Consider the following 26,575-nt stretch of genomic DNA (forward strand, 5'->3'; position numbering starts at 1 on the left):
CTTCAGTCAGGAACCCCAGGGATCATCGTTCTTCCCGGTCCGGCGCCTGAGAAGGGGTCCCGCCGTGATTTCCGGCCGTTCCCCGCTCTCACGGGGTGTCAGGACACGGACCTGCCGAAGAACTCCAGCTCCGCGACGGCCACCTGCTTCGTGGGATCGGCCCGCCACGCCGTGCGCAGCACCAACTGCACCGTCAGCGCGTCCCGCACCCGCACGTCGACCCGCTGGGTGCCGCCGTCGTTGATGAGGTGCTGCGAGACATGCGTCTCGCCCGAGGAGTCCTTGACCACGAGTTCGAACGTGCGCGGAGTCGCCTGGCCGTCCGCCTGCGTGGTGTTCTTCGAGCTGCCGGGGGTGATCAGGACGCTCAGCAGATCGGTCGGCTCGGCGAACCGGGCCTCCATGTACTGTCCGGCCGAGTCACCCGCGTACCCGGTGCCCCACCAGGTGTTGGAGTACCCGTCGCCCGCCAGCCTCGCGTCCTGCTTCGGCGCGGAGTGGGAGGCCGCCCAGGCCACGGGGTGGACCGGAACCCGCTTGGCGAAGTGGTCCTGGACCGCGCGGACGGCCGGCGGGCCGCCGACGATGCCGCCGACCACCACCACCACGATCCCCGTGACGATCAGGGCGCGGACGATCCAGCGGCTCCGGTCGCGGGCGAGCCCGGGACGTCGGCCCGCGTACGGGCCCTCGGCCGTGGAGAGCTGCTCCGGGACCATGGGGGTGGCGCAGAAACGGCAGAAGTGACGGCCCGGGGTGTTGGCGAGCGAGCAGGCCGGGCAGGGGGTGCCGCCCTGCACGGGGGCGGGCGCGCCGGCGGCCCGCACCGTCGGCCGGGCGGCCTCCGGACGCGCGGGGAGCACGGGCGCGGCGACGGCGGGCTCCGCGGCCCTGTTCCCGGGGACCGGGACGAGGAGGGACCGTACGAGCGTGTCCGAGGGCCCCTCGGTCGCCGGACTCGCCTCCGGTACGGGGGTGGGCGCGGGCGCGGGTGCCTCCGAGGCGGGAGCCACGGCGGGCAGCGGGGCGGTCACTTCCTCGGGCCCGACGGAGGACCGGTCGTCCGTCACTTCGGCGGGGGAGTCGGCCGGACCCTCCGCGGCGGCGGGCTGCGGCGCTGCGTCCGCCGACGAGGTGTCCGGCTCCTCCCGGACCGTCCCCACGGATTCCGAAGCGAACGGGGCGGACGACGCTGACACGGCGGACGGGGCGGCGGCGGACCCGCTCTCCGTGCTCGCCGCTCCGGCCGGGCTGTCCCAGCGCAGGAACGCTCCGCAACTGTCACAGAACGACTGGTCCACCGCACGCACCGGGCTCGCGCAGTCCGGGCAGGGACGGGACTGGGACGCGTCACTCATCAGGGTCAAGCTCCTTCGGATGTACGGGAAGAGGTCACCGGCGGCGGGGAGGTCGTCACCGAGACCGTGAACGGCAGGTGCGCGGGGCGGGCCGCGGCCACGACCGCGCGCAGTCGGTGCGGATCGACGGAGGCGGGGTCGGCGACCCGGAGAACGACGTGCAGCCCGGCCACCGGCGCCCCGGGGAACGGGCCGAGCGGCGCGGCCGACCAGCTCGCACCCCCGCTCTCGGTGATCTCCGGAGGAACGCCGAAAGCGAGCCGGACCGCGGCCGCCAGACCCTGCCGGGTGCCCCGGACCCGGTGCAGCGCCACGGCCGAGGCGACCGCGTGCCGACGCAGCGGCAGCGGCTCGTCGCCGTCCAGCTCCGCGCCGACCCAGGTCGCGAGATAGTCCACGAAATCGGCGGGGGCGAGCGCGGGCGAGAAGTACGCCTCCAACGAGTCGAGGACGTTGAAGAGGGGAGCGAGGACGACGTCCAGGCCGGACACGAACCGCTGCCCGAAGTCGTCCTCCGCGTAGACGGCGGGCAGCGCCGCACCCAGCGGGTACGGGGTCGCGAGCCCGGGAACCGTCCCCCGCGCGGACCCGCTCACCGCGCCTCGATCACACGGACACGGTGGTCGAACGGGAAGAGCAGCGCGGACGGCGCCAGCTCGATCCGGTCCGTCGTGTCACCCCTGCGGCCGGTCAGCGGATCGGCCGGATGCAGCAGGACCTCGTCCACCAGCTCCACGCCCGGCACCCGCTGTAGCGCCGCGAAGACCTCACCGGCCCGCAGCGGACGCCCGAACGGCCAACCCTCACCGTGCGCCCCGCCCGTCAGCGGGTCCAGGTACGCGTACAGCGTGTCCAGCGCGTCGGCGCGTACGCGCTCCGCCTCGGCCGCCCGGAAGGAGTGCAGCGTCGCCACCACCGTCACCCCCTGGTAGAACGGCGGTCCGACGGCGAGCCGGGTGCCCAGCGGGCGCCTCTCGTCGAGGAAACCGGTGACCCGGGACAGGAGTTCCTCGCCCGGGACGAGCTGCTCGAACCGCAGCCGGCCGCCCCGGTCCGGAACGGCCTGCGGCACGACCAGGACCCGGACCGCGTTGTCACCCGCCTCGGCCGCGTCCGCCGCCAGGCAGGAGATACGGGCGGCCTCGGGCGCCGCCCGTCGGGCCAGCTCCTCGTAGTCCCGGGCGGTGACCGCCCGTTCCTGTGCCCGCAGGCTGATCGGCGCCCGGGACTTGGCCTCCTCGACGGTCTCCCCGTCCACCCCTCCCCGTGCCGCCTCGCGGTTCTCCACGCGCGCGATGTACGGGATCGAGCTGCGCAGCACCGTGATCGTGGACCGGGCCACGTTGCCCGCCCGGCCGCCACCGGTCCCGTAACGGACCGCGCGGATCGCCGCGCCCTTCGGCGGCACCGCCCCGAACTGCCGCAACGTGCCGTCCGGTTGACGTACACACGGCCCGAAGGCGATCTCCCCGGTGGTCGCGTCGAGGGTGAAGTGCCGGTCACCGGGACGCGAGGAGGCGAAGTCGCGGACGACGGTCCACTCCTGCCAGCCGGCCTCGGGGTCCTCCTCGTCCATGCCGCTGTCCGCCCGCTCGGCGACCTGGAGCAGCAGCGGCGGCCGGTCCACGACCGGCGCGTGCGCGAGCCGCACCCGCTGCGCGGGGACGCCCTCGGACTCGCCGAGCTGCTCGTTCCGTACCGCCTCGGCGTGCGCCGCGCGTACCGTCCCGCCGATGGTGAACGCCCCCGCCGCCCGTACCGTCGGCGACTCGCTGTACGAGGGCAGACCCGCGGCGGGTTCCACCACCCGGCAGCGCACCCAGCCCGCCTCGTGCCCCCCGAGGCGGGAGACCGCGTGACCGGACGGCATGTGCAGGACCACCTCGCCCGGGCGGTTGAGCCCGCCCGTGGAGTCCTCGTCGATCTCACACACGACCCAGCCCTCGGACCCGGTCCACGCCTCCCACACCAGCGGAGGCCTGCGCGGGTCCACACCGACGCCGTCCACCCGGCTGTCCAGATCGAGGACGAGCACACAGTCCGGCACGGCCGCTGAGAGCCCGAGCAGCAGCAGATCACCGACGCGCGGCAGCGGAGAGAAGGCGGGGACGTCCTCACCGCCGAGCAGATCCTGCGAGCGGTCCTCGGGCGAGCCCCCGGCCTCCTGGCGCAGGAGATGGGTCAACGAGCACGGCACGACGGTCAGATCGGCGGACGTCGCGAAGACGACCGCCTCCTCCGTCTCCGTGCGCCCCGTGGACACCTCCGTGCCCGTAGGCAGCACCACGGGCTCCGGCTGCGGCGCCGAGAGCCGGAAGGTGATGTCGGCGCGGGCGGCGGCGGGTGGGAACAGGGTCACCCCGAGCAGGTCGAGGAAGGCCAGATGGTTCTTCTCCGGGACCCGGTTGAGGCGGTAGACGAGCTGGTCCGCCATGTGCGCGACCGCCTCGACCAGGGTGACACCCGGGTCCGAGACGTTGTGGTCGGTCCACTCGGGGCACGCCTGCTGGATGTAGCGCTTGGCGTCGTCGACGAACTGCTGGAAGCGGCGGTCGTCGAGATGGGGTGCGGGCAGGGCCATGGCGGCTCTTTCAGTCCTCGGAGGGGATGACGTAGAAGGGGAAGACGAGGTTGCGCGGGTTGTTGGCACCGCGCACCCGGTAGCGGATGTCGATGAAGAGGGTGGTCGGCTCCCCGGGGGCGGGAGAGACCGTGACCTCCTCCACGTCGATGCGCGGCTCCCAGCGGTCGAGCGAGGACATCACCTCGTACCGGACCCGGCCCATCGTCGAATCGTTGACCGGAGCGAACACCAACTCATGGACCGCACAGCCGAATTCGGGGCGCATCGGCCGCTCGCCCGGCGCCGTGGCGAGGACGAGCCGCATCGACTCCTCGATCTCCCGATCGCGCCGGACGAGCGCGATGGAGCCGCTCGGGCCGGTCCGCAGCGGGAAGGCCCAGCCCGCGCCGACGAAGTGCTCACTCAAGGGAAGGTCCTCCTCTGGATTCCACGGGAAGGGGCGGGGGCGGTCATCAGAACGGCAGGTTCGCCACGACGGGATTGGGCATCGGGACGGTCGAGGTGACGAAGGACGGTGCGTTGACGACGGCCTGCGTCAGTGCCGAGACCTTGAACTTCGCCCCGGCCTTGATGTCGACGCCGAGCCCCGCGTCGAGCTTGATCCGCCCCTTGGCCGAGAGCGTCAGATCCATCCCCGACTCGACCGTGACCCCCCGCGCCCCCGAGATGGTGACGGTGCCGTCGCTGTCGATGGTGAGAGTGGTCCGCGCCTCGTTCAGCTCGACGCTCAGACCGCCCTTCGCGGTGCGCAGCCGGATGCCGTGCGAGGCACGCGTCCGGCCGCCCTCCTCGCGCAGCTCCACGGTGTGGCCGGTACGGGAGGTCAGAGCGCGCCACTGGATCCGCCCGCTGGTCGGATCGACCGGCGGGACCCGGTCGGTCGCCGGAGTGTGCTTGTCGACGCCGTTGTACAACCCCGCCAGGACATACGGGTGTTCAAGGGAACCCCGGTCGAAGGCGCACAGCACCTCGTCGTCCACCTCGGGAAGCATCAGGCCCCCGCCACCGCGTCCGCCGAGCTGGGCGACCCGGCACCAGCCGCTCTCGTACGTCGCCGAGAGCCACGGAAAACGCAGTCTGACCCGGCCGAGCGAGAGCGGGTCCTTGGTGTTGGTGACCAGCGCGACCGCGACACCGGGCATGGGCGGCGCCGCTTCACCGCCGCCGGACGCCGTCCCGTACAGCGAACGGAACTGCCGGCCGGACACCGTCAGCCAGGTCGCGAACTGCCGTCCGGACGCGAAGACATGACGCACACCCGTGGCCGTGTAACGCCCCTCGAAGGGGAAGCCCGCGCCCTTCACGGCCACCGGCTGCCCCGGCTTCAGGGACGGATTGCCGGTGACGGCGACCTCCACCTCCGCGAACGAACCCGTGACGTCGTCGGCGAGCGCCGTGGCCGCCTGCGTCACCTCCGACTGGGTGGTGAACGGCGTGTCCGTCGCGGCCAGTTCGGCCGGACCGAACGGGGCGGAGAGCTGCGCGGGGGTGATGTCGGAGACGATCTCCTTGCTCGCCACGGCGGGCGTCGGCGAGGAGAGCGCCTGCTTGGTACGGGGATCCCAGCCCCGCACGTCCACCTTCCCGACCTGCCCGGCGGCGGTGACCGACACCCGGCTCTGCAGGGTGTTGCTCCCGAAGTCCAGGACGTACGGGCTCGCCGCGGCCGGCGTGGTGTCGGCGGGCGCGGAGGAGGCGGGGGGCAGCGCGGCGAACACCAGGCGCCCCGCCGTGTCGAGGGAGAGCCGGACGTCGTTCTCCCGCGCGAGCCGGGACAGGAAGTCCCAGTCGGTGATGTTCGGCTGGGTCGCCAGCTCGTACACCGTCGGAGTCGCGTCGATCTTGCCCAGCGGAATGCGGTTGAGTCCGGCGAGCTTCCGGACGATGTCGGACGCCGTCATGTTCGGGTAGCCCTCGACGCGCCGACTGCGCAGCAGACGGTGGCCCGGGTCGTAACCGCGCACGATCAGATACCGGCCGTGGCCGGGAGCCGCGTCCACCTCGACGGCCGTGACCTCGCCGGTGAGCATGGGCTCGCCGAGCTTCCCGTCGGTGAAGGGCGAAAGCACCGCCATCGCGCCGACCTTGAGGAACGGGAACTTCGTGGTGAGGGTGCCGTCCTTGTCGCTGAAGGTCAGCTGGAAGGCTGACGGGACATTGACACTCGCGTCCACCCAGCCCTCGGTGAGGCGGACCGCGAGCGGGTCCGGCAGCGGCGTGCCGTCGAGCTGCACGTGGAGGACGGTGGTGAAGGTCTTCTCGCTCATGAGGCGCCCTCGGTCTCCGGCGTTTCGGTGGTGGACGGGAGCAGCAGTTCCGTGCCGGGCCGCAGCCGCATCGGATCGTCGATGCGGTTGGCCTCGGCGATGACACGCCAGCGGGTCGCGTCGCCGTACTCGCGCCAGGCGAGGGAGGCGAGGGAGTCCCCGGCGACCGTGCGGTGCACCCGGCGGGCCGAGAGCGCGCCGGACGTCGGATTCTGTTTCTTGGTCGCGCTGGAGATCTCGGTGAGGGAGAGCGAACACGTCGCGCGGATCGGAATGCCGCTGGGGCTGAAAAGGGTGTACGTCGCCGACACGGAGGTCACGTACGCGACGAACTGCACGGTCGAGAACGACCCCCAGGAGAACTGCACCCACGGCGGCGACGGCGCCTTCGCGGCGATGCTCTGCTGGGTCACCTCGCAACACGAGAGCAGCAGTTCCACCTGCTGCTGCACGTCGTTGGAGGACGGATCACCCGAGCGGTCCAGGAACACCTCCAGCTGGAGCTGGGCCGGCTCGCTGCCGGTGAACTTCGGCGGCGCACCCCGGTCGTACGCCACGGCCTGTTCGGTGAACCAGTGCGCGGACCTGCTCAGTTGGAGCTGGTCCGGATTGAACTCGAACTTCACCTCGCCGAGCTTCCCGCCGTACGAACTGGACAGGTCGGTCGGCGGCTGGTGGATGGCGAGCGAGGCGCGGGAGAGCCCGCTGGCCGTCAGCCCGCCGAAGGACGGGGCCATCTCAGGCGCCTCCCGCGTCGGTGAAGCCGTGGTGCGCGATCTCCAGGGTCTCGGTCGCGACGGCCGGGTTGGCCGGGTCGAGCGTCGGCCCCGTCCAGCGGACCGGCAGCACCTCGACCAGGCCCCACTGGGCGACCGTCGAACCGTCGGCACGCAGCGCCGCGATCTGCGCGGTCGGACGGGTGATCCCCGTGGCGAGCGACGAGATCCAGGCGGCGACCTGTGCCGTCTCGGGAGTGAGGGGGCGGGTGAGACGGATGGTGGAAAACGTGACGCGGGTGGGCAGCTGCCAGACGAAGCCGTTGTTGCCCCCCTCCCGGCGCTGCTCCACCTCCACCTCCGAGGCGAGACCGTCGCAGCTGTTGAACAGGCCGAGGTCCTCGCCGTCGATGGTGAGCTTGAAGAAGACGGTGGATGCGGGGTCCAGCTGCTGGGGCATGGTGGCGGGTCTCTCGGATCGTCGGTCTGTGGTGGTGGTTGACGGGCGGTCGGTCAGCGGCCGTGGTCGCGGAGGCGGCCCACCCGCTCGCGGTCGGCACGGAGCTCGGCGCGGAGGAGCCGCGAGAGCGGGGTGACGAGACGGCGGGCCAACTCGTCCAGCTGGGTGGGCGATTCGGAGTCGGCGGGGGCGGGGCCGGGAGAACGCTGTACGGAGACCTCGGCGGATGCGCTCCGGCTGACCGTGGTGACGCGCGGGGCGTGCGGGGCCGGAGCAGGGGTGGCCGAGGTCCGCTGGAGCGAGGTCGGAGTCGAGGTCGAGAGCGAGGCCGGGTTCGGGGCCGGGGTCACCACGGGCGGGGCCGGCCTCGACGCGGTCACGGCTGCCGGGCCGGCCTCGGGAGCGCTCTGACGCTGGACGACCACTGGCCGGGCGACCGGCCGCGCGGCGGAGGGCGGGGCGAGGGGGACGACCGGACGGGGGGAGGTGAGAGGTGCGACGGCAGCGCGCTGGACGGTGGGGGTGGTCGGCACGGTCGAGGCAGTCGAGGCAGTCGAGGCAGTCGAGGCAGTCGAGGGAGTCGAGGGAGTCGAGGGAGTCGAGGCGGTCGGTACGGAAGGGGCGGGGGCGGCGGCGGTCGGCGAGAAGAGAGGAACGGGCGCGGGCGCGGTCGGCTGGTACCCGGGTGAGGTGCGGCCGACCGGGCTGTGGGAGTTACGGGGATGGGCGGGCGCGTTCGCGCTGCTCGGCAGACTCGGGGTGAGCGGCCGGTTGGTGGCGAGCGGAAGGGTGGCCCTGCGCTGCACGGTGGGCGCGGTGGCTCGGGGGAGGTCGGTGACCGTGACCACGGGCGTGGCGGGCCTGGCGGTGGGTACGCGGACGGGCGGCTGCGCGGCGGACGGGGTGTGCGGGCCGGTGACCGACGGGGGAAGGGGGGAGTGGGCGGGGCTCTGGGGTCGGGATGCGGCCGTGGCGCGTTGGACGACGGGGGGAGCCGGCGTGGCCGGAGGGTGACCGGCTGCGGCGGCTTGAGGCGCCGAAGTCGTTGAGGGGACGGCCGGTGCCTGGTGCTTGTGCGCGGTCGATCGCTGCAGGGGCGCGGGTGCGGCCGGGCTCGGGGCCGCGGCGGCCCGCGGGGGCGCCTGCGCCGGCAGCGGGGCAGTGGGGAACGGGCCGACCGGCTGAGGGGCGGGCACGGCGGGGGGGCCAGGGGCGGGCGAAGCCTTGACCGGAGGGGCGGTGGTCTCCGGGCTCGTGGACGCACGCGTGATCGGCGCGCCGATCGGGGAGCGTCGCGGTGCGGGGTTCGCCCGCGGTGCCGGTGCTTCGGCGGTGGCGCGCTGAACGGGTGCACCGAGTCCCGGCCGGACCGGGGGAGTAGCGGTGGCCGGGTTCGGCCGGGCTGCCGGGGCCTCCGGGGTTGCGGGGGTGGTGGCGGGGGCCCGAGCGATCAGGGGAGCCGGGGCTGCCGGGCTCGCGGGGGCCGCCGCCGAGGTGGGAGTGGTGGGAGGTGCGGGCGTGGCCTTGGTTGTCGGCAAGGTGGCAGCCGAGGGGGCAGGGGTTGCCGGGGCTGCGGGAGTGGCGGGGGTCCGAGCGACCGGTGACGCCGGTGTCGGGGGGTGCGCGGGTGCGGCGGGACCGGCTTTGGGTGCCGCCGCCGGGGGCGAGGGCGTGACGGGGGTCCTGGCCACCGGGGTTGCGGGCCCTGCCGGAGCGGTGGAAGCAGCCTTGGGTCGCGGTGCCTGAGGCCCGGTGGGTGCGGTGGAACTGCTCTTCGGTGCCGGAGCCTTCGGAGCCGCCGGACCGGCGGGAGCGGTTGCCGACGCAGGACCGGCAGGGCTCGCCTGCGGTCGTGGGGCCACCGGGGCCGCGGGGGCCGTCGGAGCCACGGGGGCCGCCGGGGCCGCCGGGGCAACCGGCGGCGTGGAAGCCGTCGTGCTCCAGTCGGCGCCCGGGGCGCGTCGCGAGCGCCGTACGGGAGGGCGCCGCTGCACCGGAGTGCTCGGCGCGCCGTCGGGAGTCCCGGGCCCTGCTACGGGGGAAGCGGGGCCCGGGACGTTCTGGGGCCGCCCGGCAGCCGAGGGCTCCGGTGCGGCGGTGACGGGCGCGGGCCTGGGCGGCGCCGCGCTCTGGGGTGTACGGGCAGGTTCCGCCGCCCGCTGGACGGGAGTGGTGCCGGCAGGCCGGGCGGCACCGGCCGGGGCGAGCTGCCGGGGCGGCTGTACGGGCCGGGCGGTGACCAGCGGCGAGCGTCGGACGGGCGCGGGGCGTACGGGGCCCGGGCGTGGAGCATCGGCGGACGGCGTGGCCGCACCAGGCTTGTCCGCGCCCGGGGCCGCAGAGGTCCGAGCAGCCCGGTCCGGACCACTGGCGGGCGCGGCGGCACGCTGAACCGTCTGAGGCGCGGACGGGGACGCACCCGAGGCCGCCGTCGCCCGCTGCGTGCCGCCACTCCGTACCGGAGCGGCCGGCGCCACGCCCCGTACGGGACCGGCGGACTCACTCCGTACGGGACGAGGGGTCGCCACGCTCCGACCGTCCGGCGCCGCGGCCACGCGCTGGACAGCCGACGGCGCGGCGCCACGACTGCCCGCATGCGGATGCGCGCCCGGGGCCGACGGCCCGATGCCGCCCGCGGCCGCAGCGGACGACGAAGGCCTGGCGGACTCCGCCGCCGGTCCAGCGCCCGCCGCTGAGCCCGCCACCGGGAGCCGCAGCCCCGGCAGCTCCGCCGTATCGGCGGTGCTCGCCGACTCCCGTACGGGTACGGGACGTACCGCGTCCAGCATCACGCCGCCGGGCGCGTCCGGTACCGCCCCATGGCCCAGGTCGGTGTGGAAGGAGGGGTTCCAGTGGGTCGCGAGCGAGGTGGCGAAGCCGTGCTCCGAGACCGTGCGCGGACCGGCGTCCAGCACCCGCTGTACGGGCGGCAACCCCCGCCACGCATCCCCGGGCGCCGCCGCGGGCGCGACGGGAGCCACGCTCTCGGCGGACGCACCGGCCTCCGCGCTGTGCGAACCGCGCGATCCGCGCGACGCCCGCCACTTCCCGAACATCCCCACTGTCTCCTCCAACCTCCTTTCCCTGCCCTGCTGTTACGCCTGCGACCGCTCCACCAGCGAGGCCACCTGGGCCACGTACTTCCGCCGGTCCGCGTGTTCCAGATCGAGGATGTCGTCCATGCCCCAGTGGAAATGGAAGGCGAGGTACGCGGTCTCCTCCTCGATCCGGTCGGCCGCGTACGTCACGATTCCCCCAGGCGGCTCCCGGCCAGCTCGACCTCGAAGGACTCCTCGCAGTGCGGGCAGGCGACGGCGGCCCTGGTGTGGCCCTCCGCGTTGATCTGCCGGTAGAAGTCCTGGAGGAACGCCAGGTCGGAGGCGAACATGTTCTCCACCGTCCCGTCGTGGACCGACGGGAGCGTGCCGAGCCGGGTGATCACCCGGCCGAGCAGCACCACGGACAGGTACGCCGGGTTCTCGCGGACCCGGATGTCCCGCAGCGGGAGCAGTTCGTCCCTGGCCGTGGCCAGCCGCATCGCCCCGTTGCGGTGCACGGTGCCCGCCTCGTCGACGAACCCGCGCGGCAGCTCGAACTCGAACTCCGTCCGGAGCGGCTCCTGTTGGCGGCCCTGCAGTGCTCCCGCCGATCCCTCGCGTCGCATCAGCCGAGCGTCAGCTCTTCGAAGGTGATGGTGACCTGCTCGGTCAGGGCCGCGGCGTCGCCGGCCTTGGTCGCGCTCAGCTCCACCTTGGTGCACCAGGCGTTGCGCAGGTTGTACCGCTTCACCTCGGTGAGCTGGTAGTCCAGGAAGATGATGGACGCGTCCTTGCGGGCCGAGCCCATGTCGCCCGCGATGGAGGACGTGATCCACTCGGTGAAGGCGGCGGACTGGGTGGCGCCGCGGGTCACCGTGCACTCGCCGGCCTTCTTCACTCCGGGCAGCTTCTTGATGATCGGCTTGCCGTCCGCCGAGACCTGCTGGAACTCGATGACGTCCTGCTCCATCGAGAGGCCGCTGATCTCCTGCAGGGTCTCGACCATGACGCCGTCGATCTGCAGGCCGAAATTGTGGGTAGTGAGGGCGTCACCGGTGTCGAGGGACATGGGGGTTCACTCCTGTTCAAGGGGTGGATCCGCGCGACAGGCGCACGGACCCGAGGTCACAAGGGGGCGGGGCGACGAGAGGGACGGGGAGGACTACTCCTCCAGCTCGCCCCCACCGCCCTGGATCTGCGCGAGCCGGAAGACCACGAACTCGGCGGGCTTCACCGGGGCGATGCCGATCTCGCAGACCACGCGGCCGAGGTCGACGGACTCCGGCGGGTTGGTCTCGGCGTCGCACTTCACGTAGAAGGCGTCCTCGGCACGCTGGCCGAACAGGGCGCCCTGACGCCACTCGTTGACGAGGAAGGCGGAGATGTTGCGGCGGATACGGGCCCACAGCGACTGGTCGTTCGGCTCGAAGACGACCCACTGGGTACCGACGAGGATCGACTCCTCGAGGTAGTTGAAGTAGCGGCGGACGTTCAGGTAGCGCCACGCCGGGTCGGAGGCCAGCGTCCGCGCGCCCCACACCCGGATGCCGCGGCCCGGGAAGGCGCGGATGCAGTTCACGCCGATCGGGTTGAGGAGGTCCTGCTCGCCGCGGGTGATCTGGAGCTCCAGGTCGACCGCGCCGCGCACGATCTCGTTGGCGGGGGCCTTGTGGACTCCGCGCTCGGCGTCGTTGCGGGCCCAGACGCCGGCCATGTGGCCGGACGGCGGAACCGTGCGGGTCTGCCCGCTCGCCGGGTCGAATGCCTTGATCCACGGGTAGTAGAGGGCCGCGTACGCGGAGTCGTAACCGGCGATCTCCTGACGCCACTTGCGGACGTCACGGGCGTTGAGCGACGGCGGCGGGTCGAGGATCGCCATCCGGTCGCCCATCAGCTCGCAGTGCGCGATGAGGCCGATCTGGACCGCCTTGACCTGCTCCAGGTCGATGAGGCCCTGCTGGTAGGCGGCCATCAGGTCGGGCACGGCGACCATGTTGATCTCGTCGTACGCCTCCAGACCGCCGAAGCCGGTGCGGTCGGCGGAGTCGCCGATGAACTGCCCGGACTCCAGGGCGGCGGCGACGTCGGCTCGCACGTCGACCTGCGCCGGAATCTGCACGGGCGGGGCGAGGGTGACGGACTGCGCGTCGGGCTTGGCGAGCTGCCCGCCGGCCACGGCCTCTTCGAGGACGATGGTCTTGGAACGCTGCTTGACCTGCGCGACGACGTAGTTGCGGGCGCTCTTCTTGGCGGAGGCGTCGAAGCTCTCGACGACCTTCTCGCCGTCCTTGACGACCAGCTTGAAGCGCTCGGTCTCGCCCTCGACGTCCTGCACCTCGACGGTGAGTGCCCCGCCCGCCTCGGATCCGGCGGCGATCGCGGCGACCTTGAAGGTGCCGAGCGCGACGGCCTCACCGGAGACGAGCTGCGGCGCGGCGGCGACGGCGGCCGCTGCCGATCCGACGGCCCGCGTGGCGCCCTGTGCGTCCCCGCCGCCGACGCGCACGACGTACGCGGCCGTGCCGCCGTTGTTGAAGAACCCGTACACGGAGTGGGCGAGGTAGTACCCGTCCGTGAAGTCACCGAACGACGCCACGTACTGGGACCAGTTGGTGACGAGCACGGGCTCGTTGAGCGGCCCGACGGGCGAGAGCCCGACGAACGCGGCGACGGAGGTTCCGAGGCCCTCGATGGGACGGGAGCCGCTGGCGACTTCCTCGACGTAGACGCCGGGGGACAGGTACGTGGGCATGGTGCGTGTTCTCCTCGGAGAGCGTGGTTCTGCGGAATGCGGTGGCTCGGCGGTGTCACAGCGTGGGGCGTGCGGTTGCCCGCGTCCGGCGTGCTGCGGTGCTCGACCTCGTCCCGCTCGCCCTCCCCCCGACCGTGGACAGCGGTCGTACGTCTCCGACTCTCGCCGAACCGTGCCGCCCCGAGCAGGGGAGAAGGGGCGCTCACGAGGGCAGGGCCGATTGCCCTCGCGGACATCGGACACCCGACGTCCGGCCCGCGGTTCGTGCGCCGGGGACCCCGGGCCCGGGCGCTACGGCGGCCCACCACCCGCCGACGGGCCGCCGGGGCACGTCGCGCTGCCCCCGAGCAGGGACTTTCGGGCAGCCGGACACCGCCCCCGCGCCCTTAACGTTCGCCCATGACCATGTGGACCTCTCTGGACCCGGCCGAGGTGACCGTCGAGCCCGGAGCACGGGCCGGCGCCCGACTGCGGGTGCGGAACACCGGCGACACCGTCGAGGAATACCGCCTCTCCCTCGTCGGCAAACCCTCGGGCTGGTCCCGGATCGAGCCGGACGTGCTCCGCCTCTACCCGGGCAGCGAGGGAACCGCCGAGATCTCCTTCGCCCCGCCCCGCTCCTCGGACGTGGAGGCAGGGCCCGTCGCGTACGGCATCCGTGTCGACCCCCGCGAGAACGCCGGCGCCCGAGACGTGGTGGAGGGCCGGCTGACCATCACGCCCTTCACCGAGACCCGCGCCGAACTACTGCCGCCCGCCCTCCTCGGCCGCTTCCGCGGACGCGCCCGGATCGCCGTGGACAACCTCGGCAACATCCCGCTGACCGCGTCCCTCGTGGCGCGCGACGAGGCGAACCGGCTCACCTTCGACGTGACACCGAACGCCGTACAGATCGCCCCGGGCCGCGCCGCCTTCGGCGAGCTCGTGGTGCGACCGCAGGCCGTGCGATGGACCGGGGCCGAGGAGTCGCACCGGTTCACCGTGGCCGTACGGCGGGCCGGCGACGACACCGCCCTCGACCTCGACGCGACATTCGACCAACGCCCCGTCTTCGGGAATTGGCTCGTGGTGGCCGGCGGACTCCTGCTGACCGCCGTGATCGCCTTCATCGTGCTCTGGATCAACTTCTCCCCCACGATCGTCAGCGCGGCGAAGGAGATCCGGGCGACCAACGCGCCCAGGCCCGCGCCGCAGGGCAAGGGGGACACGCTCCCCGACGCACCGCCGCCGCCCGGCGAGTCCGGAGGACCCACCCCCGGCGGGCCGCCGCCCGGCTCCCTTCCTCCCCTCACGGACGACGGGCCGCCTCCGGGCGGCGGAGACGACGGGACGGGTGACGGCCCGGGCGGCGGCGGACCGACCGACGGCGGCGCCCCCGGAGGCGGAGGCGGCGGCAACGGCGGTGGCGGTGGAGGCGGCGGTGGCAACGACCCGACCGAAGGCGGCCAGGACCCCGGTGACAGCGGGGTCCAGCAGCCCCTGACCCCGACCGCGCCGGCCGAGCAGGTCACCGTGCCGCCGTGGCGCACCGGCTACCCGAAGGACCCGGTCGTCGAGTTCGCCCAGGAACGCCTCGCGGCCCTGGGGAACAACGCGTGCACGCTCAAGCCGGGCTGGAGCCCCGGTGTGATCGACGCGCGGACCCGCGCCTCGATCGCCTGCTACCAGCACGCCGTCGAGGACGACGGAGTCAACAACAACAAGAACTCCGCCGCGATCCTCAAGACGGACAAGGAAGGCGAGCTCGGCCGGGCCACCCTCACCTCCCTCTGGGCCCAGCGCATCACGCCCGACTCGGTGAAGTCCGGTTCGAGCACCATGCAGACCACCCAGCTGATGGCGGCCTTCTGGTGGGCGTACAACCGTCAGTTCAGTTCGAGCGACCTCGACAAGGCGCGTGTGCGCGCCCGGATCGGCATCGACTACTTCCGCACCGGCAAGCAGACGCCCACCCGGTACGACAGCAGCGTCGCCGAGCACATACGCCAGTACCAGACGGCCGTGGGACTGTCCCCGACCGGCACGGCCGACTGGGCCACCATCCGCATGATGGTCGGCGGAAGCGTCATGTGACCTGACGGGCAAGGGATCCGACAGCGCACGAGAGGGGGCCACCCGCACCGGGTGGCCCCCTCTCGGCTGCCGCTTCAGCCCTTCACATCCTTACGGGGCCCAGGGCGCCCCCGCGTCCGGGACCAGCCGCCCCGCCTTCCGGTACTCGCGCCGCGCCCCGGCCCGGACGTCCTCGCCGGTCACCGCCGAACCACGGGCAGCCGCCAGATACCCGGCCGTCACCGCCGCCGACCGGATCGCACCGCCCGCCAGCTCGAACTCCTTGGCGCAGCGGACGATCTCCTCCTCCACGTCCTCCGCCTTCGGGGTGCCCGCGAGGCAGGAGTGCCAGAGCGAGACCCGCTGCTCGGGGTCCGGGAACGGAAAGTCCACGACCAGGTCGAGCCGGCGCGTGAACGCGTCGTCGATATTGGCCCGCAGGTTGGTGGTGAGCACCGCGATCCCGTCGAACGCCTCAAGACGCTGAAGCAGGTACGCGCTCTCCAGATTGGCGTACCGGTCGTGCGAGCTCTTCACCTCGGACCGCTTGCCGAAGACCGCGTCGGCCTCGTCGAAGAGCAGCACGCAGTCCGTGCGGTCCACCTCGACGAAGATCCGCTCCAGGTTCTTCTCCGTCTCGCCGATGTACTTGTCGACCACCGACGAGAGGTCCACCACATAGAGGTCCAGGCCGAGTTCGCCCGCCACCACCTCGGCGCCGAGCGTCTTGCCGGTGCCCGACTCCCCGGCGAACAGCGCGACGACACCGCGCCCCCGCCCGCCACCGGTGCGCAGCCGCCACTCGCCGAGCACCCGGTCCCTGTTGCGGGCCCGGCCGGTCAGCTCGTGCAGCAGCCCCAACGGCTCCTCGGGAAGGACGAGATCGGGAAATCCGACCGCCGGCCGGATCCGCCGCGCATGACTGTCGAGCAGCGGCGCGGAGACCAGCCGAGCGCTCTGCTGCACCTGCGCCAGGGTCACCGCGGTGCCCTCGAACGCGGCGAGAGCCCGTGCCGCCCGCGCCGCACGACGGATCTGATCACCGCTGAGGCGGTACGGAGCCGTGGCCTCGGTCAGATCGAAGTCGCCGTCCAGCGAATCGAGTTCGCGATGCCACAGACCGGCCGGTCCCGCCCCGGCGTCCGGTGCTTCAAGGGTCACGAGCTCCGCGTCCGGCGCCCATCCGGGGTCGGGCGCCTCACCGCCGGCGAGGACCACCGTCGTACCGGACGAGGCGAGTACCCGCACCAGCGGTCCGGGCCGCGACGGCAGCGGCTCGACGACCACGGCGGCTCCGCGCAACCGGGCCTCGCGCAGCAGCGCCCGCGCCACCACCACGTCGACGGACTCCGGCCGGTACCGCAGCACGGGCCGCCCGGCGCCGAGCAGTGCGGCCACCACGTCTTCGGTGGCGGCCCCGGGGACCCGCTCCCGCAGATGGACCGTGACGGGCCCGGCAGCGGCGACACGAGCGCCGAGCGGGGAGGGGGTCGCGTCCGACACCGCACCGGCGGAAAACGGTGTCAGCAACTCCACGCCCACCCCCGCCAGTTGGGGATCCATTCGAGTGTCGTCACCCAACAGGTGCGCCACCACCCGCTCCGGTACGCGCAGCGCCCGCCCCGGCAGCGGCCGGTCCTCGTCCTCGACGTCGAGCAGCCCCCCGGAGCGCAGCGGCGCCGCCGGATGGAAACGGTCACGGCCCACCGGGTCGTAGGGGCCGGTACCCGCGAGGTCGAGGGCGAGCGCCACGGTGGCGCGCCGCCGCCCCACGTCATCGTTGAGATACCCGTACAGCGCCTCGAAACCCCGGTCCACGTCGGGCGCGAGCGCCGCGAGCAGGATGTGCGCGTCGAGCGAGGACAACGCGAACGCCTGCGCGAGCGCGCCGAGCCGATCGTCCCGACCCAGGTCCGGCAGCGGGACGCCGACGTCGTGACCCTCGCGCCCACCCGGCCCCGTGGCGATCCGACGGGCCGCCTCCTCGGTGACGTAGAGCCCGCGCAGGGGATCGCCGGCCGTGGGGTCCCCGGCACTCCGGGCGTCCACGAGCGCGGCGACACGTGCGCGCAGGGCCTCGATGGAGTCGAGGACGACGGAAGGCTCGCTCATGCGTCGCCGCCCCCGTCCCGCGATCCGGCGACAGCACTGCCGCTCTCCTTGCTCTCCCCGGTCTCCTTGCTCACCGGGCGCCGGATCATCCGGGGCCTGGACGCGGCGGGCTCACCGGCGATGCCACGGACGACGATCTCCGCCTCGGTCACCGGCGGGGCCACCTCGTACACCGGCGTGACCGGGAACGGAGTGGTGATCACGACGTCGAGCGAGGGCTTGAGCTCACCGCCGAGCGCCGACCAGATGTCGGCGAGCGAGCGCGATTCGGCGGGCGGGACCGCGACGGAGATCGGAAGGGAGGTGGCGATCGAGCGCACCGACTCCGGTACGGCGTCCCTGGGCAGCACCTCGTGGGGGAGCAGCAGTGCCATCGCCCCCGACAGCAGCCGGTGCTCGTCCTCGGGCCGGGAGGTCCAGGCGGTCACCAGGTAGGAGAGCCGGAACCAGCGCGGCGGCTGACGCCTGCGCGTCACGATGCCCTGCGAGTCCCACTCGGCGTAGGCGCCGCGCTCCCGCCGGGCCACGTCCTCCCGGATGTCGTACAGATAGGCGTTCAGGGTCGGGGCGTTGCGGCGGGCCGCCCAGTCACGGGTCGGCGCGTCGAAGGCGACGTCGCCGGTGACGGCGGGCGTGAGCAGACGGCGCAGCGCCTCGTCTATCTCATGGATCATCAGATGTAGCCTTCGCGGAGCGCGTACGCGACGGCATGCGCCCGGTTGGTGAGCTGCAGACGCGTCATCAGCGCGTGCAGGATGTTCTTGACGGTGCGTTCGGAGTAGGCGAGCTTCTCGCTGATCTGGCGGGTGTCGAGGCCCTCGGCGAGCAGCCGCAGGACGTCCACCTCACGCGGCGCCATCCCGAAGAGCGGCGCCGCCCCACCGGTGGCCGCGCCCGCCGTCGTCGCCCGCTGCAAGCGGCCCACCTGGTTCAGGAGACGGCTGACGAGATCCGGCGGGAGCTCTCCCTCCCCGCGTGCCGCGCTGTGCACGGCGCTCAACAGCCGCTGCTCGGTGGCCTGATGGCGCCAGATGATGGCCCGCACCCCGTACTCGACCACGGCCAGCAGGTCGGGCTCGCGCAGTTCGCGCGCGACGAGCACGACCCGCTGGTCCCTCCCTCGCAGCAGGCGCCGCAGTTCGGCCGTGGTGGGATCGTCGATCCGTTCCGCGAGCATCACCGCCACCGCCGGGGCGTCCCGGCACCCGTCGTCCTGGTCAGGAACGACGTCTATGGTCGGCTGGTGCCGCAAGTGGCTGATGAGGCCGGCCCGACTGAGTGGGTCGGATGCGTGGACGGTCACCGTCACCCGCTTGGTGAGCACTTCCGCTACCTGCTCTTTCTCACTCGCCTCGACGCCCGGGCGCGGCCGGGACGCCCGGCCGCGGCCGCCGAGGCGACCGCTCCGTCGTCTTCCGGCCGATGGTCGGCACGCATGGTGAGGTCCCCGTGGTCTGCTGATTTACCGGTCTGCTGTGGTGCTGTCCGTGGCCGGCTCGCCGGCCACGGTGGTCCCCTCCAGGTTCCCGTGCGCCGCTCACGTCCCGCTGCCGCCGTGCTAACGCATCGCTGTCGTCGTTCAGAACCAGTGCGCCAGGGCCTGAACAGCCAATCCTCATGTGGTTCAGCTCACTTGTGGCCGTCTGCGATCCGCTCCACGTCCGTCATCAGCGAATCCAGCCACTCCACGGCCGCGTAGTACGGCCGAGGAGCACCCGGTGGCTCGGCGTCGAAGTCGGAGAAGGCGCGTGCGCCGAGGGCGACCGGTGCGCCGGGCGTGTCACCGCTGGGGTCCAGACGGGCGGAGACCAGCAGCATGCCCGCGGCCACCCGGTCGCCGATCCGGGTGACCGCCTCGGCCGGCTCCTGCGGCAGGGGCGGGACCACAGCCGGCTCGGGCGGCACGAGCAGCCGGTCCGCACCCCACAGGGTGTGGTGGCCGGACATCAGGGCGGCCTGCCAGTCCCGTGCGTCGTCCGGCGGCGCGTTCAGCTCCTTCGGCTCGCTCCGGTACTGCGCGTACGCCGCTTCCGCCATGATCAGGGCGTGCTGCAGGGACCGGTGGCCCGGCGCGGTGGGCACAGGGGCACGCGCACCGCCCGTGGCGAGCTGAGCGGTCGTGGCCACCACGGTCTCCGCGGCGCTCCGGAGCATCGTCGCCACCGACCGCCGCAACTCGTCGTGGGCGCCCCGGGGCCAGGCGAGCAGCCCGAACACGGCGCCGACCGCGCTGCCCGCGATCACGTCGAGGAGCCGGAACTCGGCGAGCCGCCAGGTCGCGGGGGCCAGCTGGGCGAAGACCAGGGCGATGACCATCGTGAACATCGCCTGGGCCCACCCCACTCCCTTCACCGGCCCCAGCGTGAAGGCGACCAGCATCAGCGGAGGCAGCGCGGCGGCGTACACCGTCGTGTCCGTCCCGACCAGGGCAAGGAACGCGGCCACCACGAGCGCCCCCACGAGGGTCCCGGTGAGCGCCACCCGCACCGTGCTCCTGGTCTCCCGCGCCGTCGTACGGGTCAGGGTGAGCGTGGCGAGAAGCATCCAGAATCCGTGCGGAAGCGTGTCGAGGCCGGCGATCGTCCGGGCCGCCGCGAGCGCCAGAGCGATGCGCACCGCGTTCTGGAAGAACACCGACCGCTGTCCCGCATGCCCGGAGAGCCGCCGCCACCACAGTTGGGGCGCCCGCATCCGCGCGTACCAGAACCGCCCCGGGGCCGCCGCCGGGGCGGCCCTGCCCCGGACGGCGATCTCCGCCGCCATGGACATCGCAAGCGCGGCGTCGGCCACCTCCAGGACCGCCGCGTGGCGGCGCAACGCGGCGGCCGCGGCATCCGGCTCGGCGCCCGCGGCCAAGGCCTGACGGGCCTCCTGGAGCCGGGAGCGGGCGTCTTTGGCCCCGGCGACCGCGTCCCGGCCGCGCAGCAGGGAGGCGGTCTCCCGGGACGCGTCGCGCACCGCGAGCAGGACCTCCGGCCCCGCCCGGCCCACCGCGGGGTCGCCGGAGAGCGGTGGGAGCGACGTCAGCCTTGCGAGGAGGGTGCGGGCGGCCAGACCGGTGTGGGCCAGGGCCCGGGCCCTGACCCCCGGACCCGCGGGCCGTTCCGCCTCCGGCACCCGTGAGGACCGCAGTCCACCGCTCAGCTCCCGGGCGGCCCGCAGCGCCGCGTTGCCGAGCGTGTACGGGGCGGCGGCCAGCTCGTCGGCGCAGCGTCCCGCGCGGTCGGCGGCCCGGGCGGCCAGCTCGCGGTACGGGACACGCGGCGCGCGATCGGGCAGCAGGAACGCCTCGGCGAGGATCAGCAGGGCCAGACCGACCGTCGCTCCCACCAGCCGCTCGCCGAGCGACTCGGGGACGTAGGGCGGGAAGGACGGCAGGATGTACATCAGTTGGAGCCCCGGAGCGGCCCCGGCCGGCCGGGGCCCTCCCACGGCCATGAAGGTCAGGACGAATCCGACGACCAGCATGCCGAGGACCGCACTCCACGTCCGTACGGACAGGTAGGTGCCGATCGTGATGAGGACCCAGCAGGCGGGCACCACGGGCAGCAGGGTCGCGGCGCGCTGCCGCCCGGTGCCGGGGATGTGCGACAGACCCGCCATCGCGACCGCGGCGAAGAGCGCGTACGTGGCGGCGACGGCCGAGTCGAAGCCGTACAGGAAGAGGTAGAAACCGGCGGTACCCGCGAGCGTGACGCGTACCGACCGCCGTACGGCAGCCGCGTAGGCGGGCGGGAGCCGGGCCTTCGACGGCCGCACCCCTGGAGTGCCACCCATACCCCCAGGATCCACCGGGACGCCCGGTCCGGCATGTGGCGGCAGTCCGGCCCCCTTGCCGGCCGGGTGAGCGGCCTCGGGGCCGGGAGAGCGGGCCAGAGAGCACCGCCCCGCTCTCACACGGCGTGTCGCCGTCGCTCAGAGCCCGGCCAGCAGGGAGGCGCCGAGCGGCGTCACGCTGTGGAGGACCGACGTGCCCGTCCGTACGGTCGTGATCAGACCTGCTCCCCGCAGGACACCCGCGTGCTGGCTGGCGGCCGCGAGCGAGACGCCGGCGCGCTCGGCGAGGGCCGTCGTGGTGGCCGGAGCACGCAGCAGGGCGAGCACCTGCGCCCGGGTGCGGCCGAGCAGCGCCGCCAGTGCCTCCGGCCGGTCGTCGGACCCGCCCGCCGGGCCCGCAGCGGCACCGTCGTCGTACATGGGGTAGACGAGCACGGTCGCCTCCTCGGGGCGGTACATCACCATCGGACCGGTCGCGAACCACGAGGGAACGAGATGCAGTCCGCGCCCGCACAGCGGGATGTCGTACGTCGACGCGGAAGGCAGGTGGAGCGTCGGCGCCTGCCAGCACCAGGTCGTGCCCAGGGTGGTCAGAAGGGCGTCGACACCCCCGCGCAGCAGCATCTCCGCCCGTAGCGCCCGATCGGTCAGGGCATCGCTCCGGATCCGTGGCCAGAGCGGTTCCACCGCCAGCCGGAAGTAGCGGCGCGTGTCGTCGACCAGCGCCGTGGACGCGGCGGGGACGCCCTGGGCGAGCTCGTAAGCCCATCGTCCGGGCCTGGCCAGAGCACCGTTCCAGCCCGAGGCGTCCGGTATCCCGAGGTCGAGCGCCAGCCGCTCGGTGGGCGTCGAGGCCGCCGCCTCCAGGGCGTCGCCGAAGTCCCGCGCCGACGGCTGCGTCAGGAAGTCAGGGACGAAACCGTCCTGGGTGACCAACTCGGCGAGAACACCCGCCCTGGCGCTCGCGCCTCCCGGCAGAGACCGGTGCCACTGCCGGGCCGCCGTGCGCGCCCGCCCGGCACGCGGACCGGTACGGAGGCCGAGACGCAGACTCAAGGCGGTCTCCGACAGTGCGTCGGCCGTCGGCGCGAGCGTGACCCGACGCAGATCGGCGGCCGTGAAGTGAAGGCGGATCATGCCGACCGATTATCGGCCCGACGGACCCGTTCACCCAGAGGTGAAAGCAGAACCCTTTCACCCAGACGTGAAAGGCCATGCGTTCGGCAGGACGACGGAGCACGCTCCTGGTGTCCACCTCGCCGAACTTCCCCGCGCCGGGCCCCGGTCGCCGTAACCCTGCTCGCCGCATCCCTGCTCGCCGTAACCGTGCTCCTTGCATCCCCGCTCGCTGTACCCCCGCTCCCGTACCCCTTCCGGAGGTCACATCCATGCGCCGCGCCCCCACCCGTACCGCCTGCCTCGCCGCCGCGGTCCTGCTTGCCGCCCTCGCCGGCGCGCCCGGCCCCGCCGTCGCCCGGGACCTGCCCGACACCTATGTCGTCTCCCGCGCGCCCGGGGTGCTCCCCGAAGGGATCGCCGTCACTCCTGACGGCACCCTGTACGTCTCCTCGGACGGCACGGGCGCCCTGTACCGCGGCCACATCGGCCGCCCGGATCTGAGGCCGTTCCCCGCGCGGGGCCTGGAGAGCCGTCCCAGCACCCTCGGCGTCCACACCGACCGGCGCGGCCGGGTCCTCTCGGTGGGCGGAGCGACCCTGACCGTCCACGACCGGCACGGGCGGCTGCTCGCCACCCGCACGGCCCAGGGCGGCCCGCTCGGCGCGCCGCACCTCAACGATCTCGTCGTGACGAAGGACGCGGTGTACGTGACCGACTGGGCCAACCCCGTCGTTCACCGGGCGGAGCTGCGAGGCGGCACCGTCGGCCCCCTCGAACCCTGGTTCGACATCCGCGACGCCTTCCCGCAGTTCCCGGCCCAGTACTGGCTGTTGAACGGCATCGTGGCGAACGAGTCGGGCAGCACGCTCCTGGTCGCCTCCAACGGCACCGAAGCGGTCTGGCGGATCGACACCGCCGATCGGAAGGCCACCCGACTCGACCTGGGCGAGCAGTCCTTCGGAGCCGACGGCATGGTGCTGCGCGGCCGGACGCTCTACGCCGTGCTCAACTACGGGGCCCCGCACGGCGTCTACATCGCCCGCCTGGACGAAGAACTGCGTACCGGCACGGTGACCCACCGCCTGACGAATGAATCCCTCGGCGGCGAACCCTTCGACCTGCCGACCACCCTCGCCCGGCACGGCTGCCGCCTCTACGTGGTGAACAGCCAGCTGGACGAGCCGCCGGGCCGTCCCCCGTACACCGTGAGCGCGCTCGACGACCCGACCTGCGACACCCCCTGAGGCAGCCGGACCCACGACACCTCCCTGACCCGGCCCGCGACACCTTCTGCCGCGGTCCGGCGGGCCGCCGCCGCAGGGCGACGGCCCGCCGGAACGTCCTACTGCGCGGACGGCACGGTGTCCTCGAAGGCCGTGCCCGCCGCCCGGTAGGCCCCGACCTTGGCGGCCACCTGGGCCGGCGTCAGGACCTGGTCCTTGACGTGCAGGACGTAGTCGACCTTCTGGTCGTAGGCGCGCGGGGTCGTCGAGCTCTGGCCCGCGAGGTCGATCAGCCACTGGTTGAAGTTGATGGACATCGGGCGCTCGGGCAGGTAGCGGGCGTCGTGCCGGCCGAACTCCTGGCCGTCGACGTAGTAGACGATCGTGTTGTCGTCGATGGTCAGCACGAGGTCGTGCCAGCCGGCGTAGCTCGTCCGGGACTCCGAGTGCTGGTTGACGGCCTCCCAGGGGTCGGGCCGGTACGTCTCCCACGAGGTCGTGTAGAGGATGTTGGCGGGCTCGCCCCAGCCGCCGTTGGGGAGGTACTCGAAGTCGTACTCGGCGTAGTCGTCGGCCATCGGCGCCTTGAGGTCGTTGATGGTGAAGAAGGTCTGCACGACACGGTCGCCGTCCGGGCCGGACACCGGCGCGTCGGAGAAGCGCACGCGCGCCGCGTACGTGCCGTTCTTGAACTTCGTGGCCCGCGTGAGGATCTCGGTGTGCCGGGTCGACTCACCGGTTCCGGCGGTCGAGCTCCGCAGGTTCATGATCGAGTTCGTGCCCTCCTTGGCGAAGGTGACGTTCTCGGGGGCCCAGGTGGCACCGGACACGCCGGGGCCACCGGAGTTGGAGCGGACGCTCCAGCCGTGCGCGTTGATCGCCGGGTCGGTGTGGCCGGTGTAGTCGAAGTCGTCGAAGAGCGCGGCCCCGGTGGGCGGCGGGGTCGTGGGGTCGGTCGGTGTGGGCGTCGGGGTCGGTTCGTTGCCCGCGGGGGCGGTGCCCCAGACCGGCACGCCGCCCACGGCCGCCGTGACCTTGGACCAGTTGGCGTACGTCGTCTGCGCCGGTCCGAAGGAGTAGTCGTCGTTCTGGTTCAGCGGCTGCCAGTTGGAGCGGTGGAAGCGCAGCTGCATGTCGCCGGTGTCGGCGCCGGGCGCGAGGGAACCGGCACCGGCGGTGAAGCCGACCTCCAGGTAGCGGTCGGCGGTCGCCGTCGGGTTGGCCAGTGTGCCGAACGTACCGGTGAGGTTCGCGCAGCCCTTCACGGCCCAGGAGCAGGCGTAGGTGTACGAGGCTCCCGCGTCGGCCTTGAAGTAGTAGCGCACCTTGACCTGGCTCAGCGGGACGCTCGACGAACCGGTGTTGACCACCTTGAGCCAGGGCTCGACCTGGTCGCTGCCGGTGGCGCTCTGCCGGTACTGGACGGTGACGGCCTCACCGGCGGCCGCCGCCGGAAGTGCGGTGAGGGCGGTGGCGCCGAGCCCGGTCACCGCGGCGACGGCGAGCGCGGCACGGATCCGCAGGTTCCTGTTCCTTGTGGTGTCGTTCATCGTTGTTCCTCTCCTCGGGTGGGGTGGTTCCCCTGCACGGGGCGCGGATGGGTGGTCATGGAGCGGGGGTGAGGAGCGGCGCCGGGGTGGTGGCCAGGTGGCGCGGCACCCCGAGGACGTCGAGCCGCGTCCTGTGGTGGCGCAGGCGTTCCTGGAAGCCCGGCCAGTCGTGACGGCCGGTCCAGACGACCTCGGCGAGGGCGCAGAGCCGAGGAAACGTGAGGTACTCGGCGTGCGCGGTGGTGGGCACGTACTCGGTCCACAACTGGACCTGGGAGCCGAGGACCCGGTCGGCCTCCTCGGGGCTCCAGTCCGCGGGCGCCGGCTCATTGCCGTGGACGGTGCGCAGGTCGACGACCTCGCCCGCCTGCCCGGGCGGCTCCGTGGGGCTGGTGGACTGGGGGTAGTCGAGGTAGGTGGTGCGGTGCGGCGCCATGATGACGCGGTGTCCGCGGCGGACGGCGGTGCGACCGTGGTCGGCGTCGCGCCACGGCATCACGGTGAAGTACGGCGGGAGATCGGCGCCGTTCTCGGTCCAGCTCAGCGGCCGGCGGCCGGCGTCGACGAGATGGCGCCCGATCCGCTCCATGAACCAGCCGTGCAGGGCCGCGGGGCCCGGCAGTCCCTCCTCGGCGGCCCGTCGGCGCGCGGCCGGCGAGTCGTGCCACTCGGTGGTGGGGCACTCCTCGCCGCCGATGTGGACGTACGAGGACGGGAAGACGTCCATCACCTCGTCCAGGACGGTGCGGCAGAAGTCGAGCGCTCCGTCGTGGACGCCGAGGATCGTGTCGCACACGCCCCACCGCTCCCAGACGTCATAGGTGCGGCCCGGGTGGTTGCCCAGCTCGGGGTAGGCGGCGAGGGCGGCGCGGACGTGGCCCGGCATCTCGATCTCGGGTACGACGGTGACACCGCGCTCCGCCGCGTACGCCACCAGACCGGTGAGTTCCGCACGGGTGTAGGCGCCGCCGTGCGGCAGTCCGCCGATCTCGGTCAGCCGGGGAAGCGCGGCGACCGGCATGCGCCAGCCCTGGTCGTCGGTGAGATGGAGGTGGAGGACGTTGAGCTTGTGGAGGGCGAGGAGGTCGACGTACCGCCGGAGATAGGAGACGGGGCGGAAGCGGCGGGCGACGTCGAGCATGGAGCCGCGCCAGGGGAAGCGGGGGGTGTCCGTGATCTGCACGCAGGGCACGGACCACACGACTCCGGTCACGGGTTCGGCGCGGAGTGCCTCGACGGGCAGCAGCTGGCGGAGGGTCTGGATTCCCGCGAGGAGCCCCTGGGGCCGGGCCGCCCGCAGCAGCACCCCTTCGGCGCCGATGGTGAGGCCGTACCCCTCCTCGCCCAGACCGGTGAGCGCGCCGTCGAGCGCCAGGACGACGGAGCCGTCCGCACGCGCGGGCAGCGGCAGACCGGTGGCCGGCCCGAGGAGGGTGCGCAGCAGTCCGGCCGCGCCTTCGGCGCCGGGCGAGACCTTGAGCGCGGTCGAGTCGTCGAAGGTGAACCTGCCGGGCAGGAGCTGGAGATGGGTGGGTTCGGGTACGAGTCGGGGCTGGGGCATCGCTGA

Annotated in this window: 21 protein-coding genes; 2 read left to right on the forward strand and 19 right to left on the reverse strand. The window is 73.2% G+C overall.

The window, feature by feature from the left end; all coding sequences use genetic code 11:
- Positions 1-98: 98 nt before the first annotated feature.
- From OG514_RS31420 to OG514_RS31475, 12 genes are all read right to left on the reverse strand, one after another.
- Positions 99-1,358: a zinc ribbon domain-containing protein gene (locus OG514_RS31420; protein ID WP_266900538.1), complete on the reverse strand. Its 1,260-nt coding sequence runs from the start codon at positions 1,356-1,358 to the stop codon at positions 99-101.
- 5 nt (positions 1,359-1,363) lie between these two features.
- On the reverse strand, positions 1,364-1,954 hold the full coding sequence (locus OG514_RS31425; protein ID WP_266900540.1) for a phage tail protein: 591 nt from the start codon (positions 1,952-1,954) through the stop codon (positions 1,364-1,366).
- A complete protein-coding gene (locus OG514_RS31430) occupies positions 1,951-3,939 on the reverse strand; it encodes a putative baseplate assembly protein (RefSeq protein WP_266900542.1) in 1,989 nt (662 codons plus the stop codon). The genes OG514_RS31425 and OG514_RS31430 overlap by 4 nt, the downstream gene beginning before the upstream one ends.
- A 10-nt stretch (positions 3,940-3,949) precedes the next feature.
- A complete protein-coding gene (locus OG514_RS31435) occupies positions 3,950-4,348 on the reverse strand; it encodes a GPW/gp25 family protein (RefSeq protein ID WP_030317086.1) in 399 nt (132 codons plus the stop codon).
- Positions 4,349-4,394: 46 nt separating this feature from the next.
- A complete protein-coding gene (locus tag OG514_RS31440; protein ID WP_266900545.1) occupies positions 4,395-6,209 on the reverse strand; it encodes a VgrG-related protein in 1,815 nt (604 codons plus the stop codon).
- On the reverse strand, positions 6,206-6,946 hold the full coding sequence (locus OG514_RS31445) for a LysM peptidoglycan-binding domain-containing protein (RefSeq protein ID WP_266900546.1): 741 nt from the start codon (positions 6,944-6,946) through the stop codon (positions 6,206-6,208). The genes OG514_RS31440 and OG514_RS31445 overlap by 4 nt, the downstream gene beginning before the upstream one ends.
- 1 nt (position 6,947) lies before the next feature.
- Positions 6,948-7,385, reverse strand: a complete 438-nt coding sequence (locus tag OG514_RS31450; protein ID WP_266900547.1) for a phage tail protein — start codon at positions 7,383-7,385, stop codon at positions 6,948-6,950.
- 53 nt (positions 7,386-7,438) lie between these two features.
- Entirely contained in the window at positions 7,439-8,233 is a 795-nt protein-coding gene (locus OG514_RS31455; protein WP_266900548.1) for a hypothetical protein, read from the reverse strand.
- A 2,247-nt stretch (positions 8,234-10,480) separates the two neighbouring features.
- Positions 10,481-10,633, reverse strand: coding sequence for a DUF6760 family protein (locus OG514_RS31460; protein ID WP_266900549.1), 153 nt, complete (start codon positions 10,631-10,633; stop codon positions 10,481-10,483).
- A complete protein-coding gene (locus OG514_RS31465) occupies positions 10,630-11,049 on the reverse strand; it encodes a hypothetical protein (protein ID WP_266900550.1) in 420 nt (139 codons plus the stop codon). Before OG514_RS31465 ends, OG514_RS31460 begins: the two co-directional genes overlap by 4 nt.
- Positions 11,049-11,492 (reverse strand): phage tail protein, encoded by a 444-nt coding sequence (locus OG514_RS31470; protein ID WP_073814308.1) that lies wholly within the window; start codon positions 11,490-11,492, stop codon positions 11,049-11,051. Before OG514_RS31470 ends, OG514_RS31465 begins: the two co-directional genes overlap by 1 nt.
- A gap of 93 nt (positions 11,493-11,585) precedes the next feature.
- Positions 11,586-13,175, reverse strand: a complete 1,590-nt coding sequence (locus OG514_RS31475; protein ID WP_266900551.1) for a phage tail sheath subtilisin-like domain-containing protein — start codon at positions 13,173-13,175, stop codon at positions 11,586-11,588.
- Positions 13,176-13,574: 399 nt separating this feature from the next.
- Here OG514_RS31475 and OG514_RS31480 point away from each other — a divergent pair, with 399 nt between their 5' ends.
- The gene (locus tag OG514_RS31480; protein WP_266900552.1) at positions 13,575-15,248 is read left to right on the forward strand and encodes a peptidoglycan-binding protein; all 1,674 of its coding nucleotides are present in this window, start codon (positions 13,575-13,577) and stop codon (positions 15,246-15,248) included.
- Positions 15,249-15,338: 90 nt separating this feature from the next.
- Here OG514_RS31480 and OG514_RS31485 read toward each other — a convergent pair whose 3' ends face one another.
- The 5 genes from OG514_RS31485 to OG514_RS31505 all read right to left on the reverse strand — a co-directional run bounded on the left by OG514_RS31485 (position 15,339) and on the right by OG514_RS31505 (position 22,253).
- The gene (locus tag OG514_RS31485) at positions 15,339-17,339 is read right to left on the reverse strand and encodes an ATP-binding protein (protein ID WP_266900553.1); all 2,001 of its coding nucleotides are present in this window, start codon (positions 17,337-17,339) and stop codon (positions 15,339-15,341) included.
- The gene (locus OG514_RS31490) at positions 17,336-18,013 is read right to left on the reverse strand and encodes a DUF4255 domain-containing protein (protein WP_266900554.1); all 678 of its coding nucleotides are present in this window, start codon (positions 18,011-18,013) and stop codon (positions 17,336-17,338) included. The genes OG514_RS31485 and OG514_RS31490 overlap by 4 nt, the downstream gene beginning before the upstream one ends.
- Positions 18,013-18,663, reverse strand: coding sequence for a response regulator transcription factor (locus OG514_RS31495; protein ID WP_266900555.1), 651 nt, complete (start codon positions 18,661-18,663; stop codon positions 18,013-18,015). Before OG514_RS31495 ends, OG514_RS31490 begins: the two co-directional genes overlap by 1 nt.
- Before the next feature lie 305 nt (positions 18,664-18,968).
- Entirely contained in the window at positions 18,969-21,116 is a 2,148-nt protein-coding gene (locus OG514_RS31500; RefSeq protein ID WP_266900556.1) for an FUSC family protein, read from the reverse strand.
- Positions 21,117-21,254: 138 nt separating this feature from the next.
- A complete protein-coding gene (locus OG514_RS31505) occupies positions 21,255-22,253 on the reverse strand; it encodes a helix-turn-helix transcriptional regulator (protein ID WP_266900557.1) in 999 nt (332 codons plus the stop codon).
- Positions 22,254-22,504: 251 nt separating this feature from the next.
- Here OG514_RS31505 and OG514_RS31510 point away from each other — a divergent pair, with 251 nt between their 5' ends.
- Positions 22,505-23,479, forward strand: a complete 975-nt coding sequence (locus OG514_RS31510) for a YncE family protein (RefSeq protein WP_266900558.1) — start codon at positions 22,505-22,507, stop codon at positions 23,477-23,479.
- 98 nt (positions 23,480-23,577) lie between these two features.
- Here the strand turns inward: OG514_RS31510 and OG514_RS31515 are convergent, their stop codons facing one another.
- A complete protein-coding gene (locus OG514_RS31515) occupies positions 23,578-25,008 on the reverse strand; it encodes a cellulose binding domain-containing protein (protein WP_266900559.1) in 1,431 nt (476 codons plus the stop codon).
- Between the two features lie 55 nt (positions 25,009-25,063).
- Positions 25,064-26,569 (reverse strand): beta-N-acetylhexosaminidase, encoded by a 1,506-nt coding sequence (locus OG514_RS31520; RefSeq protein ID WP_266900560.1) that lies wholly within the window; start codon positions 26,567-26,569, stop codon positions 25,064-25,066.
- Positions 26,570-26,575 lie beyond the last annotated feature (6 nt).

The sequence above is a fragment of the Streptomyces sp. NBC_00572 genome (assembly GCF_026341815.1).
In the GTDB taxonomy this organism is placed as follows: domain Bacteria; phylum Actinomycetota; class Actinomycetes; order Streptomycetales; family Streptomycetaceae; genus Streptomyces.